The sequence below is a fragment of the Streptomyces yamdrokensis genome, assembly GCF_053890455.1.
The window spans coordinates 2326145-2345021 of sequence record NZ_CM132679.1 but is presented as its reverse complement, the minus strand read 5'-3'; the positions used below and the strand labels follow the sequence as shown (position 1 = coordinate 2345021).

The 18877-nt window shown below is 74.2% G+C and carries 14 protein-coding genes and 3 pseudogenes; 2 read left to right on the top strand and 15 right to left on the bottom strand.

Translation table 11 applies throughout. The features are described from left to right. Positions 1–64: 64 nt before the first annotated feature. On the bottom strand, positions 65–634 hold the full coding sequence (locus tag ACWZEH_RS09935) for a TetR/AcrR family transcriptional regulator (RefSeq protein ID WP_456197549.1): 570 nt from the start codon (positions 632–634) through the stop codon (positions 65–67). Positions 635–736: 102 nt separating this feature from the next. Here ACWZEH_RS09935 and ACWZEH_RS09930 point away from each other — a divergent pair, with 102 nt between their 5' ends. After that, entirely contained in the window at positions 737–1648 is a 912-nt protein-coding gene (locus tag ACWZEH_RS09930; protein ID WP_456197547.1) for an alpha/beta hydrolase family protein, read from the top strand. Between the two features lie 285 nt (positions 1649–1933). Here the strand turns inward: ACWZEH_RS09930 and ACWZEH_RS09925 are convergent. Beyond that, positions 1934–2722, bottom strand: a pseudogene (locus ACWZEH_RS09925) (Tn3 family transposase); the annotation flags it as partial. After that, a complete protein-coding gene (locus ACWZEH_RS09920; RefSeq protein ID WP_456197546.1) occupies positions 2650–3144 on the bottom strand; it encodes a hypothetical protein in 495 nt (164 codons plus the stop codon). The gene ACWZEH_RS09920 and the pseudogene ACWZEH_RS09925, both read right to left, overlap by 73 nt. Here ACWZEH_RS09920 and ACWZEH_RS09915 point away from each other — a divergent pair. Next, positions 3101–3439, top strand: a pseudogene (locus tag ACWZEH_RS09915) (beta-ketoacyl-ACP synthase); the annotation flags it as partial. The gene ACWZEH_RS09920 and the pseudogene ACWZEH_RS09915 sit on opposite strands and share 44 nt — an antisense overlap. Positions 3440–3445: 6 nt before the next feature. On the opposite strand, the gene ACWZEH_RS09910 reads toward ACWZEH_RS09915, so the two are convergent. From ACWZEH_RS09910 to ACWZEH_RS09855, 12 genes and pseudogenes are all read right to left on the bottom strand, one after another. Further along, complete coding sequence (locus tag ACWZEH_RS09910; RefSeq protein ID WP_456197544.1) at positions 3446–4057, bottom strand: STAS domain-containing protein; 612 nt, start codon at positions 4055–4057, stop codon at positions 3446–3448. 277 nt (positions 4058–4334) lie between these two features. Continuing rightward, on the bottom strand, positions 4335–5372 hold the full coding sequence (locus ACWZEH_RS09905) for a rod shape-determining protein (RefSeq protein WP_456197542.1): 1038 nt from the start codon (positions 5370–5372) through the stop codon (positions 4335–4337). Positions 5373–5697: 325 nt separating this feature from the next. Next, positions 5698–7071, bottom strand: coding sequence for a carboxyl transferase domain-containing protein (locus tag ACWZEH_RS09900; RefSeq protein WP_456197540.1), 1374 nt, complete (start codon positions 7069–7071; stop codon positions 5698–5700). Beyond that, on the bottom strand, positions 7064–8530 hold the full coding sequence (locus ACWZEH_RS09895; protein ID WP_456197538.1) for an acyl-CoA synthetase: 1467 nt from the start codon (positions 8528–8530) through the stop codon (positions 7064–7066). Before ACWZEH_RS09895 ends, ACWZEH_RS09900 begins: the two co-directional genes overlap by 8 nt. A gap of 226 nt (positions 8531–8756) precedes the next feature. Further along, positions 8757–9401 (bottom strand): hypothetical protein, encoded by a 645-nt coding sequence (locus tag ACWZEH_RS09890; RefSeq protein ID WP_456197536.1) that lies wholly within the window; start codon positions 9399–9401, stop codon positions 8757–8759. After that, positions 9367–10212, bottom strand: a complete 846-nt coding sequence (locus tag ACWZEH_RS09885; RefSeq protein ID WP_456197535.1) for an FkbM family methyltransferase — start codon at positions 10210–10212, stop codon at positions 9367–9369. Before ACWZEH_RS09885 ends, ACWZEH_RS09890 begins: the two co-directional genes overlap by 35 nt. A gap of 86 nt (positions 10213–10298) precedes the next feature. Next, a pseudogene (locus ACWZEH_RS09880) lies at positions 10299–10538 on the bottom strand (Trm112 family protein); the annotation flags it as partial. Next, positions 10535–11449 (bottom strand): DMT family protein, encoded by a 915-nt coding sequence (locus tag ACWZEH_RS09875; RefSeq protein ID WP_456197533.1) that lies wholly within the window; start codon positions 11447–11449, stop codon positions 10535–10537. The gene ACWZEH_RS09875 and the pseudogene ACWZEH_RS09880, both read right to left, overlap by 4 nt. 27 nt (positions 11450–11476) lie before the next feature. Next, positions 11477–12223, bottom strand: a complete 747-nt coding sequence (locus tag ACWZEH_RS09870; protein WP_456197531.1) for a class I SAM-dependent methyltransferase — start codon at positions 12221–12223, stop codon at positions 11477–11479. Continuing rightward, complete coding sequence (locus ACWZEH_RS09865) at positions 12220–13623, bottom strand: condensation protein (protein WP_456197529.1); 1404 nt, start codon at positions 13621–13623, stop codon at positions 12220–12222. The genes ACWZEH_RS09870 and ACWZEH_RS09865 overlap by 4 nt, the downstream gene beginning before the upstream one ends. Continuing rightward, on the bottom strand, positions 13620–18092 hold the full coding sequence (locus ACWZEH_RS09860) for an alpha-(1->3)-arabinofuranosyltransferase domain-containing protein (RefSeq protein ID WP_456197527.1): 4473 nt from the start codon (positions 18090–18092) through the stop codon (positions 13620–13622). The genes ACWZEH_RS09865 and ACWZEH_RS09860 overlap by 4 nt, the downstream gene beginning before the upstream one ends. Then, positions 18089–18814: a class I SAM-dependent methyltransferase gene (locus ACWZEH_RS09855; RefSeq protein WP_456199518.1), complete on the bottom strand. Its 726-nt coding sequence runs from the start codon at positions 18812–18814 to the stop codon at positions 18089–18091. Before ACWZEH_RS09855 ends, ACWZEH_RS09860 begins: the two co-directional genes overlap by 4 nt. Positions 18815–18877 lie beyond the last annotated feature (63 nt).

Sequence of the window (18877 nt, the reverse complement as noted above, 5' to 3'; positions counted from 1 at the left end):
GGCCCCTGGCCGGACCGAATCGAGCAGCGGTGACGTCGCTTGTCACGGTCCCCTGAGGCAGCCGTCATACCTTGCCGCGGCATCCGGCGAGGAGGAGGGCGACCATGTCCTTGGCATCAGCCTGGCCGTAGTCGGGGCCGGTGATGCAGAGGTTTCCGATGGCGCGCAGGAGCGTGTAGGCGGTGACACCGGGGCGAAGTTCCCCGGTGGCGGCGCAGGCGTCCAGCAATGACGCGCAGGCCGGGACCAGGGTGTCGAGCATGAGGGTGTGGAGGTTCTCCAGTCCTGGGTCACCGGACCCCAGCGCCGCGCCGAGGCCGTGCTTGGTCACCAGGAAGTCCACGAACGCGTCCGTCCACAGGGCCAGAGCGGTGAACGGCGAGGCGGATTCCTCAAGAAGTCGGGGCGCGAGAGCGGTGCAGGCGTCGATCTGGTGTCGGTAGACGGCAGTGACGAGATCCGCGCGGGTCGGGAAGTTTCGGTAGACCGTGCCGACACCGACGCCGGCACGTTCGGCGATGTCGCGGACGGGTGCCTGGATGCCCCGGTCAACGAAGACTGCCGCAGCGGCCTCCAGCACGCCACTGCGGGTGCGCTGAGCCTGTGCCTGGCGTACCCCGACCGACTCCGGCACGGATGCCTCCCATTGCTCGCGGAACAATGTTCCGCTAGTTTGGCGGAACGGCGCTCCGCCAAATTATGGCATCCCGGTACTCATGGAAAGTGCAGGACCCTCATGTCCTCGTCCCACTCCCTCAGCCAGCAGATCGTCTCGGTCAAGCCCATCGTTGTTCCCTCGCCCGGGCGCGGCATCGACCTTCAGGTAAAGGTCACCGCACCCCGGTCGGGCCAGAACCTGCCTGTGATCGTTTTCTCCCACGGGAACGCGTGGTCACTGGACGGGTACGAGCCCCTCGTCGACCGGTGGGCCGCCGCCGGATTCGTCGTGGTGCAGCCCACCCACCTGGACTCCCGGCGCAACGCCATCGCCTGGGACGACCCGCGCTTCGCCACCATCTGGCGCGTGCGGATCACCGACCTGCACGCAATCCTCGACCACCTCGCAGACGTCCTGGCCCAGGCCGGCCTGGAGGCCCGCGCCGACCGTGGGCGCACTGCCGTGGTCGGCCACTCCTGGGGCGCCCAGACCGCGGGCGCCCTCCTCGGTGCGCGCGTGCTGGACGCCGAGGGTGTTGCGGGAGAGGACTTCTCCCACTCCGCGGTTTCGGCCGGCGCGCTGATCGGGGCGACGGGAACCGGCGACACCCTCACCCCGTTCGCCGCCGAGAACCTTCCGTTCATGAAGCCGGACTTCTCCACCATGACCGCTCCGACCCTGGTCGTCGCGGGCGGCAAGGACGACTCGCAGCTCTCCACCCGCGGGCCGGAGTGGTTCACCGACGCCTACCACCTCAGCCCGGCGCCCAAGAGCCTGCTCAGCATCACCGAGGCCGAGCACACCATGGGCGGAATCGCCGGCGAGAAGGTCGCCGAGACCACCGACGAGGACCCCGCCCGTGTCGTCCTCACAGCCGATGCGATCTCCGCCTACCTCCGCGCAGCCCTCGACCTCGACGACGCCGAGTGGACCGCCCTCAACAGCACCGCCGAAGGCAGCGACGGTACGTGGAGCCTCGTCAGCAAGTGAGCTCAGCCTGACCGCCGGGGCACACCCGGCGGTCAGCAGCGAGCGGGGCGGAGTTCGGCACCGGGGCGGCGCCGACGCGCACGCTGGGCCGGTTCGAGGCGCGCGTTGACGCCGCCCGGCCCGTCGGCGCTTCCCTGGAGGAGTTCCAGGCCTCCGAGTTCCGCTTCCCGGTGCGCGGCGGGACCCGTACCACTGGAGCGACTGGTACCTGCTCTCGTGCGTGCTGCTGTCTGGGCCGCCGAGCAGTACGACGCCGCTCTGGTACCCGTCGGCTGACCTCTCGCCTCACTCGGCGTCGTCGTCCTCGTCCAGCTCGGGCGCGTCCGGGTCACGCAGCGGGCGCAGGGCGCCGGTGGCCGGGATCCGGGCGGTGAAGCTGTAGCGGCCGAGCAGGTTCGGGTTCTTGTGCTTGAGCGGGGAGAGCCGGGCGACGTCCTCATCGCGGATCTCGTGGGCCTCGGCGCCGAGCTGGTCCTCCATCCCGTCCCGGTGCGCCTGGTGGATGGTGCCGCGCTTTCCATGGCACACGTCCCTCGCCAGCCTGTGGCGGGACTCCTGCACGGTGAGCTGCCGGTTCATCTGACGGCGGTAGGTGTCGTCGACCGGGTCGACCACGCGCAGCAGGTGTTCGGTCCTCGCGATCCGCCCGTACTCCGCGAACGCCGCACCCAGCGGGGTGGGGCGCCCCTCGCGTCCGAACATGCGCAGCAGGTCGTAGGCGCGGACCTGGTTGGTGACCAGGGAACCGGCGACTTTCAGCATGTCCGGCCAGTGCGTGATCACCTTGTTCAGGTTCACGCGGTTGCGGGCCGGGTCCTCCACCGCGCCGTACGTGCCCGTCTCGACGCCGGGCATCGTGGCCCGCCAGAACCGCTGGTCGTCCAGGTCGTGGAACCGGGGTGAGAAGTTGCAGCCGAGGATCTTGAACAGGCCGAACACCATGTCGGAGCAGGAGGCGTTGTCGGTGGCCACCGTCTCCGGCTTGCGCCCGCTGTCCAGGTTCAGCAGCGCGTCCAGGATGTGCAGGGAGCCGCGCGGGGTGCCCGGGACGACCATCTGCCCGATGCCCGCGACCTTCGCCGGGGCATCCCCGCTCCACGCGGTTGATGTCCGGTTTCGGGGTACGGCCCGACATCGGCAAACCGGCGGATCCAGTCCTGCTCGGCGGTCTCGTCGGAGGGGCCGAAGTGCCGTACCTGGTTCCACCAGCGGTCATGGTCGTAGCCCTCGCAGTGGTTGAACTCATGGGCCGTACTGCGTAGCCACTGCCACTCCCGCACGATCGCGGCCTGCTGCCACATCTGTGGCCGCTCCACCGCGAGGAGCGTGTGCAGGAGCTCGGCCGAGTCGCAGACCAGGATGAGCAGAGACCGCATCGCGAAGGACGTCTCACCGGCCTCCCCGACATCCTCGTACACCCGCCCCAACTGGACGTCGAGGAACGTCTCCAAGGCGCGGACGTCCTCGACCCCGATGGGGGACGTCGCCGAGATCACCGCGCTGCGCACGGTGTTCGGCGACGACACCGACCACTTCGCGGTCTCCGCCACCAAGTCCATGACGGGCCACCTGACGGGCGGGGCCGGCGGGGTCGAGTCCGTCGCCGTGGTCCTCGCGCTCCGGGACCGGCTCGCGCCCCCGACCGTCAACCTCGACACCCTCGACCCCGGGGTGAGCGCGGACATCGTCCGCGACGAGCCCCGTCGTCTGCCCGAAGGGCGGATCGCCGCGCTGAACAACTCGTTCGGCTTCGGCGGCCACAACGTGGTGCTGGCGTTCCGGACCTGGTGACGCCGTTCAGAGCAGGCGGCGGGCGAGAGCCGTGGCCAGGGCCTCCCGCACCTCCTGCGGCGGGCGGGGGCCCGCCCGGTCGGTGTCGGCGGTGACGGCCGCGGCGACCGTGCGGAGCGGGGCGCCGGACAGACGGGAGGTCTCGCGCAGGATGTGCCAGGCGGTGTCCGAGTCGCAGCCGTGGGCGGCCATGAGGATGCCGCGGGCCCGGTCGACGGCCGGGCGGGCGGCGATCTCCCGCCGGAGCTGTTCGACCTCGTCCTCCCGTACCCGCACGGGCGGCCGCCGCGCCGGTCCCGGGGCCGTCCCCGGGGCGGGGGCGTCACCCCGGCCCCGGGCGCGCAGGGGGTCGGTGGGGTCCAGGCCGACGAGCGCCAGGATGCGGCGCGGCTGACCGCTCCAGCGGGTGGCCGTGACCGGCACCGACCGCCGGCTGCCGTGGTCGCGCAGGACGTCCAGGAACCGCAGTCCCGCCGTGTCCATGAAGCGCACGCCGCTCATGTCCAGGTCGACCCGGGCCGTGCGGGCGGGCAGCCGGGCCAGCTTCCGGGCGAGGGTGTCGGCGCTGCCGTGGACCAGTTCGCCGCGCGGGGTGAGCAGGGCCCGGTCCCCGTCCATGCGCCCACCGATGACCAGCGTGTTTCGTCTTCCCGAGAAAGGGGGTGGAGCCGCGAAGGTCATGTCACCGCCTGGTTCGGTATGGGTGCGGGCCGTCGGGCGTGCGGATCGGGCGCCGTGGACCGGGCGGCGGGAGGTGCGGGATCGCGGGGCGGGGTGGTGCGGGGTGTATACGGTCCGTGCAGTGCCCGCGAAGGCGCCTGCCCGGTTTGCCGCGCGCTACACCCCTTGCTCGTGCACCGGCCGGAATTCCGGCCGGTTACGGCGGGCCGGCGGCTCAGGTCGCCAGCGGGTTCAGCACCAGGGGGGCGATCTTGCCCTCCAGCATGGCGCCCAGGCCCTGGACGGCGCACACGTCCGGCCGCTCGGCGATGTGGACCGGCATGCCCGTCGCCTGCCGCAGCATCTGGTCGAGGCCCGGCAGCAGGGCGCTGCCGCCGACCATCATGATCCCGCGGTCGGCGAGGTCGGCGACCAGGTCGGGCGGGCAGCCCCGCAGCACCTTGCCGATCCCGTCCAGCACGGCCGTCAGCGGGGTCTGGATGGCGTGCCGCACGGCCGCCGTGTCGACCTTGACCGAGCGGGCGAGGCCGGTGGCGACGTCCCGGCCGTGGATCTCCGTCGACTCCGGGCCGTGCGGGGTGAGCCCGTTGCCGGACAGGGCCACCTGCAGCGGCCGTACGGACTGGCTCGGCAGCATCAGCTCGTGCTGGTGGCGCAGGTGCTGGACGATGGCGTGGTCCACGGCGTCCCCGCCCACGGACATGCGCTCGGCCGTCACGATCGATCCGAGCGAGAGCACGGCCACCTGCGTGGTCGCCGCCCCGCACACCAGGATCATGGTCGCCTCGGGACGCTCCACGGGCAGTCCGCAGCCGACGGCGGCCGCGATGAGCGTGTCGACCAGCTCCACCCGGCGGGCGCCCAGCCCGACCAGCGTCTCGATCGTGGCGCGCTGGGCCAGCGGGTCGGCGTCGTGCGGGGTGGACGCCGCGGCGCGCAGCCGGGGCCTGCGGCGCAGGGTGCGGCGGATCCGTTCGCCGAGCAGATGGCGCAGCATGCGCTGCGCCATCTCGATGTCGACGACGGTGCCGCCCGAGACGGGCCGTACGACACGGATGTAGCCCGGCGTGCGTCCGGTCATCCGCTCGGCGAGCTCGCCGACCGCGATCAGCGCACCGGTACGGGTGTTCACGGCGGCGGCGGACGGCTGGTCGACGACGAGCCCGGCACCCTTGACGTAGACCCGGGTACGGGCCGCTCCCAGGTCGACGGCGAAGTGGCAGCGGCGCAACTGCTCCAGACTGGCGGTCACGGCAGATCCTCCCGAGTGCGCGGTTCTGCGGGCCGCCGGGCGGCGAACCTCAGGACCATCGTGCGCGCGGGCGGGAGCCGCCGCCTCTTGTGGAGGGCCGGGCGGGGGCCGCGGGGCGGGGGAGCGGGCCCGGGCCCTTTGCCGGTTCCCTGGCTGTCGAGGGCCCGGCCGGGGTGCTGCGGGAGGAAGGCGGCGGCCGCCTTTCCGCCGGCGTCGTCACCGACGCGGACAGCCGGACCCGAGTGCCGCCCCGCGCCCCGTCCGCCGCACGCGGGACGACGCCCGGGTCAGGCGGCGGACGCGTGGGCCGCGGGCGGAACCCGGTTCACCTGCCGTCGTGATCGTGATCCGGGTCGGGGCGGCCGACGATGCCCCGTACGACGCCCAGGTCCACCAGGTCCTGGGGGCGGACGCGGAGCCGGTCCGCCGTGGCCCTCGCCTCCTGAGGGGGGCGTTTGAGGATCGCCGCCGCGAGTTCCGGGGCGATCACCGAGAAGTAGCTGTCGGGTGTGGCCCAGGTGTTGCCCGGTGCCGCCAGGGCCAGCGCGCCGCCGGAGCCGCCCTCGCCGACGACGAGCGTGGTGACCGGGGTGCGGGAGGCGGCCACCGCGGCGAACAGGTCGGCGACGGCCGCCCCCGCGCCCTGCCGTTCCGCCTCCGCGTCGTTGGCCGCGCCCGGGGTGTCCACCAGGGTCAGCACCGGGATGCCGAGCCGGTCCGCGAGCCGGATCAGCCGGGCGGCGGTGCGGTAACCGGCGGGACGGGTCGCCGTCCCGGTCTGTGCGGCGTAGGCGACCGTACGGCCCTCGTGCTCGCCGAAGCCGCAGAGCACGCCCTGCGGATCGGTGCCGCCGCAGCGGTCGCCGTTGATCGCGACGCGGTGGGTGAAGTACGCGTCCAGGTAGGCCTGTGCGCGGGGTCGTTCAAAAGACCGGGCGCGCTGTACGGCGTCCCAGCCGGTGGCCGGAAGATCACCCGGGCCCATGCCCAGCGGCTTCGGTGGAGCGGCCGGGGTGGTGGACGGGCGGGTCAGCAGCCGCAGCCACCGGCCCAGCGTGCCGCGCAGGTCCTCCGGCGGGACCACGGCGTCCACCGCGCCCGCCGCCACCTGCGCCTCGGCCGTGTACGCCGCCGGGTCGGCGTCCGCCGGGCGGACCCGTGAGCCGGCGAAACCGATCTGTGCGCCGGGCAGTGCGAGGACCACGTCGGCGCCCGCGCCCAGGGTGGCCCAGCCGCCACCCGTCGTCGGGTCCCGGACCACCGCGATCTGCGCCGGCCCGGCTTCCCTGGTGAGCGTCGACTCGCGGGCCACCCGCTGGAGTTGGGTGAGGGCGAGCATGCCCTCCTGCATCCGGCTGCCGCCGGTGGCGACCAGCGGGACGACCGGCAGCCGGTGCTCGCGGGCATGCGCGTACGCCGACACCAGCCGGTCACCGGTGCGTTCGCCCAGCGAACCGCCGAGGAAGCCGAACTCGAAGGCGATCAGCACGGCCCGGACGCCCTCGACCAGGGCGGTGCCGCAGACCACCGACTCCTGCTCACCGGTGCGCTCGGCCGCACGGGCGCGCGAGGCGTCGTAACCCGGCCAGCCGAGCGGGCCGTCGGGGGCGCACTCCCGGACGGGGTACGGGAGTTCGGTGAACGTGGAATCGTCGGCGACGCGCGCGACGGTCTCGCGTGCGGAGAGCCGGTCAGTCATGCCGCAGCGCCCGCTTCATGATCTTCCCCATGTCGTTGCGGGGGAGCGAGGTGAGGTGGTGGAGCACCCGCGGACGCTTGTGCGGGGCCAGGCGGCGGGCGACGTGGTCCGCCAACTCCTCCAGACCAGGAGGCGAGTGAGGGTCGGCCGGAACGATCCACGCCACGATCCGCTCACCCAGGTCGGCGTCCGGCTCCCCGGTCACCGCGGCCTCCCGGACGCCGGGGTGCTCCAGCAGCGCGTTCTCGATCTCCCCGGCGCCGATCTTGTAACCCCCGCTCTTGATCAGGTCGGTGGCCTTGCGGCCGACGATCCGGACGTAGCCGTCGGCATCGCGCACCGCCATGTCACCGGTACGGAACCAGCCGTCGGCGGTGAAGGCGCCCGCGGTGGCGTCCGGCCGGTTCAGGTACCCGGTGAACAGGTTCGGGCCGCGCACCTGGATCTCGCCCACGGTCTCACCGTCGTACGCCGCCACCGGGGACCCGTCCTCCTCCACCAGCCGCAGCTCCACTCCCGGCAGCGGCACGCCCACGGTGCCGGGGCGGGCCTCGCCGTCCGCGCGGACGCTGGTGTTCATCAGCGTCTCCGTCATGCCGTACCGCTCGACGACCCGGCGTCCGGTGGCCGCGGCGATCCGTTCGTGGTCGTGCACGGGCAGCGCCGCCGACCCCGACACCAGCAGCCGTGCCCCGGCCAGCGCCCCGGCCAGCTCCGGCTCGGTGGGCAGCGACTCCGCGACGCGGTGGTACATCGTCGGCACGCCGAACAGCATGGTCGCGCCGGTGCTCAGCTCCCGGGTCACCCCCCGGGTGGTGAACCCGCCCAGGTGACGCACCGAGCCGCCGCGGCGCAGCGGGCCCAGGACACCCAGGACCAGACCGTGCACATGGAACAGCGGGAGCCCGTGGACGAGGACGTCGTCACCGGTCCACTGCCAGGCGTCGGCGAGCGCGTCCAGGGTGGTGGCGATCGCGCGGCGGGGGATGACGGCGCCCTTGGGCGGGCCGGTGGTGCCGGAGGTGTAGACGACCAGGGCCGGGTCCTCGTCGCCCGCGCTGTCCTTGGGGAGCGTGCCCGGGGCGCGGTCGGCGGGGTCGACGTCCAGGCGGGCCAGGCCGGCCAGTGCCTCCGGGAGTTCCTGGCCGGGCGCGGTGAGCACCAGGTCCGGGGTGCTGTCGGACAGGATGTGGCCGAGTTCCTTCCCGCCCGACTTCGGGTTCAGGGGCACCACGGTCACCCCGGCGAGCAGCGCCGCGGTGACCGCGACCGCCGTCTCCAGCGTCGGCGTCGCCCAGACGGCGACCCGCCGCGCCTCCCGGACGGCCCCGGCGACCGGGCCGGCCGCGGCCGCGAGCTCCCCGTACGTCAGTGAGCGCTCGCCGAACCGGAGGGCGGGCCGGCCGGAGGCGGGGCCGCCGGTCCGGCTGTCGGTCAGGGCCGGGAAGAGAGAGGACACGCGTCGTACTCCTTGACCGTTGGGTGGTGCGGTGCACTGGTGTGGGGCGGGTCGGCTGTGGGGCGTGGGGCCGGCCTTCATGGTCGCCGATGTGCGGCGCGAACGGCAGGCGGGCTCGGCGGTGCGCCCCGTCGGCCTCGCGCTCGACCAGTCGTCCGTAGGTCGTGGAGGGAGCCCGCCGTGTTCCGCACGGCCCTCGTGACCCCCCGGGTGGCGGACGCGACCATCAGGGCGGCGGCTCACCGGCTTCGGTCCGTGGGCCGGGCGCGGTCCGTTGCAGCAGGCCCCAGGTGAACTCCGCGACCACCTCGTGCCGCACGCCCCGCACGTCCGGTGCGACGAGGGCGAGAGCCCACCGGGTGGGGGCGGTGCCTTCGAGCGGGCGGGCCGGGGCGAAGGCGCGGGCGGCCTCGTCGACCGTGCAGGACCAGGGTGTCAGGTCCTCGACGGTGCGCAGCACGGGCGGGCCGGCGCCGGGCGCGCGGACCAGCCACTCGTTCCAGACGGTGCCGTCGGGCGCGGTGAGGACCTCGAAGCGGAGGTCCGGCCAGAGCGGGAGCCGCCACCGCGACGCCTCGCAGTCGAGGTCGCCGATCCGGCGCCGGACCCGGGACTCCGGCTCGCCGAGCACGGACCGGTACCTGGAACGGGCAGGACGGGAGCGCGGCGAGCGGACCGTGGCCTGCCAGCGCTTGTTGGCCTCGCGCATCTTGGCGAGGGAGACGCCCAGTTCGTGACGGGCGTCCTCGACCAGGCCGGGATTGTGGTCCGCCATGCGGCGCAGCAGGACGAGCTGGAAGTCGAGCGGGGTGAAGGGGCCGGACGGGCCGGACGGGCTACCGGGGGTTCTCGCGGAAGGCACGGGGACCATCGTCGCTCACCGCGGGCGCTCCGGGGCGGCGGCCGTCCGGGAGGAACAGCACCGAGTTCACGTAGCGCGGACCCCTGAGCGCGCCGTACGGCAGGACGCGGCGGAGCAGTCCGTGCGAGGCGACGTAGGAGGCCCTGGCCTGGTGGGCCTCCAGCGGGAAACGGGCCAGCGGGACCCAGGCGTCGTCGGGCAGCACCCAGCCGTGGTAGCCCAGCAGGGACAGCTGGTCGACCACGGGCGCGATCGGCTGGATGCGGGACTCCAGCTCCACGAAGAGCGCCGGGCGGTCGCGGGCGAGGATGCCGGCGGCGCCGCGCAGCACCGCCGACTCGTTGCCGTCCACGTCGATCTTGATGAAACCGACGTCCTTCAGGCCCAGCTCGTCCAGCGTGACGCAGGTGACGTCCAGGGCGTGGCCGTGGATGTCCCGGCGGACCAGGGAGGACACGCCCCGGTCGCCGCCGTCGTCCGGCGGCAGCCACAGCCGGGCGACCCCGGTGCGGTCCGAGGCCGCCGCGCGGATCACACGGACGTTCGGCGGAGCGCCGGAGGCGAGCAGTCGCGCCAGGTGGGGGACCGGTTCGACGGTCACCACCTGGCGGGCGCGCCGGGCCAGCCGGTGCGTCCAGGGGCCGTACCAGCCACCGACGTCGACCGCCGTACCGCAGTCCGGCGGGCACAGGTCGGCGAGCCGGGCCAGCTCGGGCTCGAAGCGGGGGTAGACCGCGCGGGCGACGGCGGCCACGGCCCGGGTGGGCAGGACGGACGCCGCACGGGCGGCGAGCGTGACCCGGGGGCGGCCCTCCGTCATGGGGTCGCCCCCGGGGCCCCGGGACGCCCGGCGGGGTCCGCGGGCCTACGGCCCCCGGGCGTGGGGCCTCCGGGCGTGGGGCCTCCGGACACGCGCGCCAGCAGTCTTTCGTGCTCCTCGTCCGAGACCTGCTCGCCGGAGGACGGGAGCAGTTGCGGGATGCCGTCGACGATCGGATAGCGGCGGCGCAGGCGGGGGTTGTACAGCGCCTCCTCGTGACGGCCGTCCCCGTGACCGTCGGCGTCCGCAGCGGCGGGGAGCAGGTGCAGCGGACCCTTGTCGAGCGGGCAGGCCAGAATCCTCAGCAGCGGGTCGTCGGGCTTCACGGCGGAGTCAACTCCTTGGTAGAGGTACTTTGTCGCGAGGCGGTGTCGTGCTTCGGCATGGCCAGCAGCACGGTGACCGCGAGCACCGTGCCCGCCACGCGCAGACCCAGCCGCAGGGGTTCGTCGGGGAGTTCCTCGCCGAACGACAGCGTGCCGAGCACCGCCGTGTACAGGCAGGTCACGGTCGTGCAGACCGGCACGATCAGCGAGGCCCGGCAGCGCTGGAGCGCCGCCTGCGACAGCACCAGGCCGAACGCGCCGGTGAACAGCAGCAGATACGGATACGGGGAGCGCAGCAGGCCGAGCACCGCGTCGCCGACGCCGCTGGTCGTCAGATGGCTCGACACGCCCTTGACGGCGAGCGAGCTGACACCGTAGAGCAGGCCGACGGCGACCCCGTACTCGACGCCGGTGGTCGGCATCCGGTGCCGGCGCCGGGCCCGGCGCTCGGCGGAGCGGTAGAGCCACACCCCGGCCGCCAGCGACGGCACGCACACCAGCAGGATCAGCCGGTACGGCGCATCCCGGCCGACGGTGTCGGCGCCCTCGCCGCCCCCCTTCAGGGACAGCACCACCATCAGCAGCGCGAGCAGGATGGCGCCCAGCGCGTACCGTTCCCGGCCGGTGGTCTCCTCACCCAGGAGCCGTGCCGACAGCATCACGAGCAGTACCAGGCCGGAGACGAACAGGCCCTGGGCGGCGGCGATCGGCAGGGTCCGGTACACCGCGAGCTGCGCGGCGAAACCGGCGGCGAGGGACAGGGCTCCGGCGATCCACAGCGGGTTGCCGAGCACCAGCCGCAGCAGCCGCGCCGGCCGGTGAACCGATACCTCGGGCAGGGTGGACAGCGCCCGCTTCTCCAGGACGAACCCGCCGCTGTACAGGACGTTCGACACCAGGGCAGCGGCCACTCCCCACCACATCGTCCCCGGTCCCCCTTACGTCCGGCGGGCGTGCAGGAGCAGGATCGAGGCGAGCGGCGGCCGGGCACAGGCCAGCCGGTCCAGCATCCGCAGCGGGCGCGGCACCCCGTGGAACGGGGCGCCTTCGAGGCGTACGACGGTGAAACCGGACGCGGCGACGAACTCCCGCAGCGCGCGGGCGGTGTACAGCCGCAGGTGTCCCACCACCTCCGAGCCCGGCCTGCCGTGGATGCCGCGCAGGCTGACCTCGGAGAACACCGGCTGCACCCCGGCCAGCAGCAGCGCACGGTTGTACCAGGCGGCCAGATTGGGGGTGGACAGCATCAGATGGCCCCCGGGGCGCAGCACCCGGTGGATCTCCTCCAGGGCCGCGTCCGGGTCGACGAGATGCTCGAGCACCTCGCTGAACAGCACCGCGTCGGCCGACCCGGACGCGAACGGCAGCCCACCGTCGGTGAGTTCGCCGCGCACCGCGTACGGCATCCGGGTGCGGGCCCGGGTCAGGGCGTCCTGGGACCAGTCGACGCCGACGAGGCGGTGGCCGTGCAGGAGGGGCGCGGCCGTGGCCGCGGCGGAGCCGTCGCCGCAGCCGATGTCGAGGATCGTCCGCGCGCCCCGGGCACCGGCCGGGCCGAGCGCCCCGGCGAGCATCCGGGCCTGGCGGAGGCTGCGGGAGGGGCCCGAGGCCACCGGGACGGCGGGGTTCTCGTAGAAGTCGCGCAGATCGCGGGGCGGGGAGGCGGTGGTCGCGGTGGTCGTCACGGGGTCGCCTCCGTGGAGTGCAGATGGTGTGCGAAGAGGTCGTGGAGGCGGGCGCCGTCCGCCTGCCCCAGCAGCGCCCGGGACCAGCGCACGGACAGATGGAGCCGGCCCGCGGTGGAGGCGGTGGTGAAGGTGAGGCCGCGCGGCATCCGGGACGGCGCCGAGAACCACACCGCGTGCGCGCTGCCCGCCTCCTCGCCGAAGTCCAGCGGGTACGGGATGCGGCCGATGTTGCTGAGCAGCGTGGTCGACAGCAGGGGCGCCGCGGCCCTGCGCAGGGCGCGGGCGAGGGCCCGGCGGGCGGCGACCGGGGCCCAGGGCGCGGTCAGCAGATTCGCCCCGTGGCCCAGTTGGGGGCGGGAGAGGGACTTCAGGGCGCGGGTGCGCAGAGCGGTGCGGTGGAGCAGGCCGGGCAGGTCGAAGGTGTCCAGTTCCGCGAGGGCGAAGGGGACTTCGACCAGCCGGGTGCCGTTGCCGATGGGCATCGTGGCATCCCTGGGACGGTCGTCCACCGGCATGGTGATGCGCAACGGGCGCGGACGGGCGCCGCGTTCGCGGTTCCAGTGGGCGAGGGTCAGGGCGGTGGCGACCATGAGCTGGTCGTTGACGGTGTACGGGGCCCCCTTGGGCCGGTGCGGCAGGGGCAGTTCGGAGACGATCAGCCCGTTGCCGGTGCGGTGGCCCGGGTCCGGGGTGCCGGGGGCCACCCGGGCGGGCGGCGACCAGGGGGAGGGTGTGTCCGGCGCGTCGGCCCGCACGGGCTCGGACCGCCGTACCGGCGGGGCGGCGGCGGAGTTGTCCCTGCCGCCGTAGATCTCGGCGGCGGTGGCCAGGACGCGCAGGCAGGCGGGACCGTCGAGCGCGGTGTGGTTGACGGTGAGGAGCAGCGCGCTGCCTGTCGGGGCGACCGGCCTGCCGACCGTTCCGTCGCCCGTCCTGCGGCCCGCACCGTCGCCCGCTGCGACGGCCCTCGCCTCGTCCGTTCCCGCGTCCGTGCCGACGGCCGGTCCGCCCTCGCCGGCCCCGGTGGCACCCGGGGCGTTCACCAGCTCCAGGCGGACCGGCGGGGAGGCGGTGAGCGGGGGTGCCTGGGTCAGGGTCCGGGTGCGGGCGTCCCGCAGGGCGCCCGGACCCGGCGGCGCGAAGCGCACCACCTCCACGTCGGGCTCGTCGGTCAGCTCCCACTCGTAGCGGCGCCGGTACCAGGGACCCGGGGCCTCCCGCATGAGGATGCGCGGGTGCCGGCGCAGGGCCTCGAGGAACGCCTTGCGCAGGCGGCCGGGGTCCAGTTCCCCGGGGAGGTGCACCTCGATGTGCACCGTCTCCGGTTCCTCCTCCTGAAGGCAGTGCCGGGACACCTCGTCCACCACGGGGAACGGGATGCGAAGGGGTGCGGTCATCCGGTGCCGCCCCTTCCCGCTGAACCGTTCGAACCGTTCGAGTTGTTCGGGTCGTCCGGGCCTCCCGTGCCGTGGGCGCGGGGAGGCTGCCGGGTGGACGTCTCCAGGCCGGGCGGCGGCCGGTGCGCCGGAACGCGCGGGGGCACCGGAGGCAGCTCGACCGTACGGTGATCCGGCCCGTCGGAGGGCCGCTTCCCCCCGGCGGAACCGGATCCGGCCGCCGCGGGCCCGCCTGCGGCCGTCCCGGACCCGTCGTCCGTCCGGCCAAAGGCCCAGCCGTCCTCCCGCACCGCTCGCCCGGACCCCGGGCCGCCCAGGGTCACCAGCGCCGCGAACAGCCCGGTCAGCGCCAGCAGTTGGGCAAGGTGCCCGAAGGCGCCCTCGCCCGTGCCCGGGGGCTCCCCGGCCCTGAGGGCCGCCGCGGTCCCCGCTCCCGCGAGGGCGGCGAGCGCCACCGGCACCAGCAGGGCGGCCCTGCGCCACGCGAGCAGCGCCAGCGCCGGGACCAGCAGTGCCCACCAGCCCGCGACGACCACGCCGACCAGCGTCAGCGCCACCGTGCCCAGCCACGGTCCGGGCGCCGCCGGCTCGGGCTGCGGGGCGTCGGGGTTCTCGGCCTTCCGGCGCCACAGCGCCAGCCCGATCAGCACCGCGATCCCGGCCCCGCTGCCGATCAGTGCGGCGTCGTACGTCGTGGCGGGACCGTAGGACAGCTTCACGGTGCCGCTCTCGCCCGCCGGGATCCGCCAGCCCTGCTGCCAGCCGTCCAGCCGCAGCGGTGTCAGTTCCTCGCCGTTCAGGGTGGCCGTCCAGCCGTCGTTGTGGTTCTCGTACGTCGTGAGGTACGAGGCGGCTCCGGGGCCGACCGACACCTCGCGTTGGTCGCCCAGCCAGTCCCGGACCGTCAGCTCGCGCCCGGCCGCCGAGGCCTCCGGGACGGCGCCGCGGGTCAGGGTCACGGAGGTCACGGTGAGCGGTCCCGCGTCACCGGCCTCGACCCGGTGCTTGCCGGTGGACAACTCCAAGGCCGTCTCCTCGTCCCCCTCCCGGCAGAGCGTCACTTCCACCGGACGCCGCTCGACCAGGTCCCCGACCGTGCCCTTCACGCGGGTCCCGTACAGCTCGCCGTCGACGGCGAGGACCGGTCCCCTGCCGCACTCCAGGGTGAACTCCCGGTCGGCGGACGGCTGCGGGGTGCGGTACTCGTCGAGCGCCGGTATGTAGACCTCCGTCAGCCCCACCGGCAGGCTCAGGTCGTCACCGACGACGGGGTTGTGCAGGGTGAGCGGGGCGGTCCGGGTGACGGTGATGTCGAGCCGGTCCGTGGTGATCGGCGGGAAGCGGACCATGCCGTTGTCGTCGACGTTCGCGATCGCCGCGCCGTCCGGGGAGCTGACGTGCACCTCGGTCGGCCGGGTGGACAGGCCGCCCGCGGCGGCCAGCACGATCTCGCCCACCGGCTGCTTGCCGTCCCAGCTCAGACGGACGACGGGCCTGTCGCCCGCGATCCAGGCCGTGGTCAGGTCGCCGTCGGTGAGGTTGCGCGCGGTCAGGCCCGCGCCGAGGCGGGCGGTGGAGTCGGCGGTGGCGGTGATCCGGGCCTGCTGCTCGGGCGCCACGTCGTACAGCAGCCGGTCCAGCGCCTCGCCCGGCACGGCCACCGCGCTCGCCCCGACCTCGTACGTGCCCGCCGTGCCCGTGGTGAACACGCGGTGCAGCCCGTTCTCGGTGCCCGTCGGGGACAGGCCGGTCGGGTCGGCGAAGCGGTGCAGCGAGACGACCTGCGCGCCGGCGGTCGAGTTCTCCGCGTCCGTGGGCAGCCGCAGCAGCCGGGTCACCCGCACGTCCGGCAGGTCGATCTCGGAGAAGCCCGCGCCGCCCAGACCGGAGTGCCGGGCCACCGAGTCGACGATCGTCAGTTTCATCCAACCCGTCGCGCCCTCGGGCGCCTTGACGTCCTGCTTGGTGCCGTTCGCCTGGAGGAAGCTGGTCTCGGAGCCGCGCTCGGTCTCCACCCGCACCCTGGTCGCCGCGGCCCGCACACCGTCCTGCGGCAGCGGGACGATGCCGATGGAGTCCGGCATCTCGTAGCTGTCGTCGAAGGCGATCCGCAGCCACTGCCCGTCCGGCGAGCCGGCCGAACCCTCCGCCCAGGCCGTCTCCGGGTTGCCGTCGAAGGCGTTCACCGGGTCGTACTGCGGCAGGTGGAACAGCCAGTTGCCGTACGAGGACGCCGACACCGCGCGGGCGCCGCGCAGTTCGGCCACCGTCTGGTGGTCCAGGCCCTCCGTCGGCAGGATCTGGTGCGGCTTCTCACCCGCGCCCTGCGTGGCGTCGGGCGCGTTGCGCTCGTCGGGGGTGTACGTGTACGACGTGTTGGAGTTGACCAGGCCGAACCGGGTGTCGGCGTACCGCATCCCGTCGCCGGTCACCTGCAACGGCGCGGTGCCGAGCCCGGGATGGGCGTCGCCGGTCAGCACGGCCGGCCGGCCGCGCAGCTCGCCGGCCAGCGGCAGCAGCGCCTCCGGGCCGCCGGAGACCACGGCGGTGTCGGCGATCGGGGCCAGCGAGGCCTGCCCCGGACGCCGGACGTCCGCCCCGGTCGGACGGTAGATCTCCACCGCCCGCTGCTGCGGGTACAGCCCCTCGACCTGGAGCGGGGTGTCGTCGGCGATGACTCCGCCGGTCCTCACCGGACCGAGCCCGGTGACCCGCTCGTACCCGGACTGCGTGAGGGTGCGCTTGACCGTCGTGGTCGGCACGTGCCCGACCTGGTCCGGGTCGAGGTCGTTGCGGACGACGACGTAGTAGAGGCCGGCGCGGCTCAGGTAGTCGGCGAGGCCCGGCACTTCGGCGCCGGTCAGCAGGGCCTGTTCGACCGCGTCCATGGCCCGCCGGTTGCCCGGGGTGCCGAACGGGACGTAGTCGCGCTGTGCCCAGCGGGAGCCGGCGACCACGTCGAGCGGCTGGTCGATGGTCGAGCCCCAGGTGTGGATGCCGTGCGCGGTCGCCGGCACGACGAGCGCCCGCGAGTCCGGGGAGTTCTCCTCCAGCCAGTCGGCCGTGGCCCGCCAGTACGTGGGGATCTCCTGGAACGAACCCGGGCCGAGGATCGACCCGTTGAGGTACGGCCACATCAGCCCCGGCAGGATCAGCACCGCGGCGGCCAGCGGCGCGAAGCGCCCGCCCCGCGCCCGCCGCCGGATCCGGCCCGCCCCGTCCGTTTCGTGCGGCCCGCTCGGCCGGCCGGCCCCCTCGGCGCCGTGTGACCGGGCGGCCGTGCCCACCAGATGGGCCAGGCCCAGGACCAGGGCGAGCGCCAGGCCCGTCTGGAACTTGTAGACGTTGCGGAACGGCGACAGCCACCCGTCCAGCCAGTCCTGCACGACCCCGTGGAACGGGGCGCCGAACGCGCCGCCGTACCCGGCGAGCAGCACCAGTACCGTCACCAGCACCGTCAGCACCAGCCAGCGGCGCTCCGGCAGGTCCCGCCGCGCCAGCCCCGCCAGGCCCAGACCGGCCGCGAGCGCCGAACTGACGATCACCAGCGCCGAGGAGGCGACGGTCCAGCCGGCGGGCAGCCACGCCTCACCGAAGTGCAGGTACGCCACCCAGTTCCCGGCCCCGCGCAGCGCCTCGGTGGCCGCCATGGTGTCCGTCGTGGTCTGCGCGGTCTCGACGTAGGGCAGGAAGTTCTCGCCGTACACGCCGAGCAGCAGCAGCGGGATCCACCACCAGGCCGTCGCCACCGCCACGGCGGGAGCCCACCAGGCGATCAGCCTGCGCCGGCGCGGTCCCGGCGGCCGGGACAGCAGGTACAGGCCCACGGGCAGCAGCGACGCCAGCGTCGAGGCCGCGTTGACCCCGCCCATGAACGGGACGAGCAGGGCCGAACGCAGTGCCGCGACCCGGGCCGTGCGGCGCTCGTCCGTCAGCGGCAGCAGCACCCACGGCAGCAACGCGCCCGGCAGGGCGGCGGCCGACGTGGAGCCGATCACCGTGGTGAACAGCGGCCACAGCGCGTACGCCGCCGCCGCGAGCAGCCGGGACGCCCCGCTGCCCACCCGCAGCCGCTCGGCGAGACGCAGGGCGCCCCAGAACGCGACGGACACGATCAGCGACAGCCACAGCCGCTCGGCCAGCCACACCGGCAGCCGCACCAGGTCGCACAGCCAGTAGAACGGCAGCATCGGCCACAGGTAGCCGATGTACTGGTTGTTGACCCCGCCGAACGACCCCTGGTCCTGCCACAGTTGGCCGAGGTCGGCGAGGAACCGCCCCGGGTCGACGGTGACACCCAGCTTGGTGTCGAAGGTCTGCCGCCCCGGTTGCACCGCCAGGAGCAGGACGAACATCACCGCCCAGAAGCCCAGCAGCCAGCGCCGCGACCGCGGGCCCCGGGGCGGGCCCGCGGCGGTCGCGGTACGAGGGACGGCTGCCGGAGGGGGAGCCTGGACCGTGGTCGTCATTCGGGACACCGCCGGAGGATGAGGAGGAGGTTCCACGTAGCGAACTCACGCAGACCGGGCACCTTGACCACGGTCTCGGTGAGGAACGGCCAGTAGCGGGAGCGCGCCGAGACGATGCGTACGTCGGCGCGGCCCCGTACCTGCCGCAGGGTGGTACCGATGTGCACCGGGAAGAGGTTCTCGCCGAGCGTGTGCTTGGCGGGCCCGCCGGTACGGCGCCGGTAGCGGGCGCGGGCCCGCTCGGCGCCGAGATAGTGCCACGGGGTCCATTCGTGCCCGCCCCACGGCGACAGCCAGTTGGTGAACGACACATAGATGAGCCCGCCCGGCCGGGTCACCCGGGCCAGCTCGCTGAGGAAGGTCTGCGGATCGGCCACGTGCTCCAGGACGTTGGACGAGAACGTCACGTCCGCGGCGCCGTCGCACAGAGGCAGCAGATAGCCGTCCGCGATCACGGTCCCCTCGGGCGGCTTCCCGGCGAGCTCCCGCACGTCGGGTTCGAACAGGAAGGCGTCCGCGCCGCGGCGGCGGAACTCCTCGGTGAAGTACCCGCTGCCGCCGCCGACGTCGACCACGACCCGGCCCGCCACGGGACCGCCGTACGCCTCGACCTGGTCGGCGGCGTCCCGGGCGAGCAGCGTGTAGCAGGCGTCGGGGTCCTCCCGCTCGCGCAGGAAGGCGCGGAAGAGGGCGAGGGAGCGGCGAGGTGAGGGGTCCTTCAGCCGGCCGCCGGCCAGTGTGCCGACGGCCGTGCCTCTGCCGCCCGGCTCTCCGTCACCCGATCC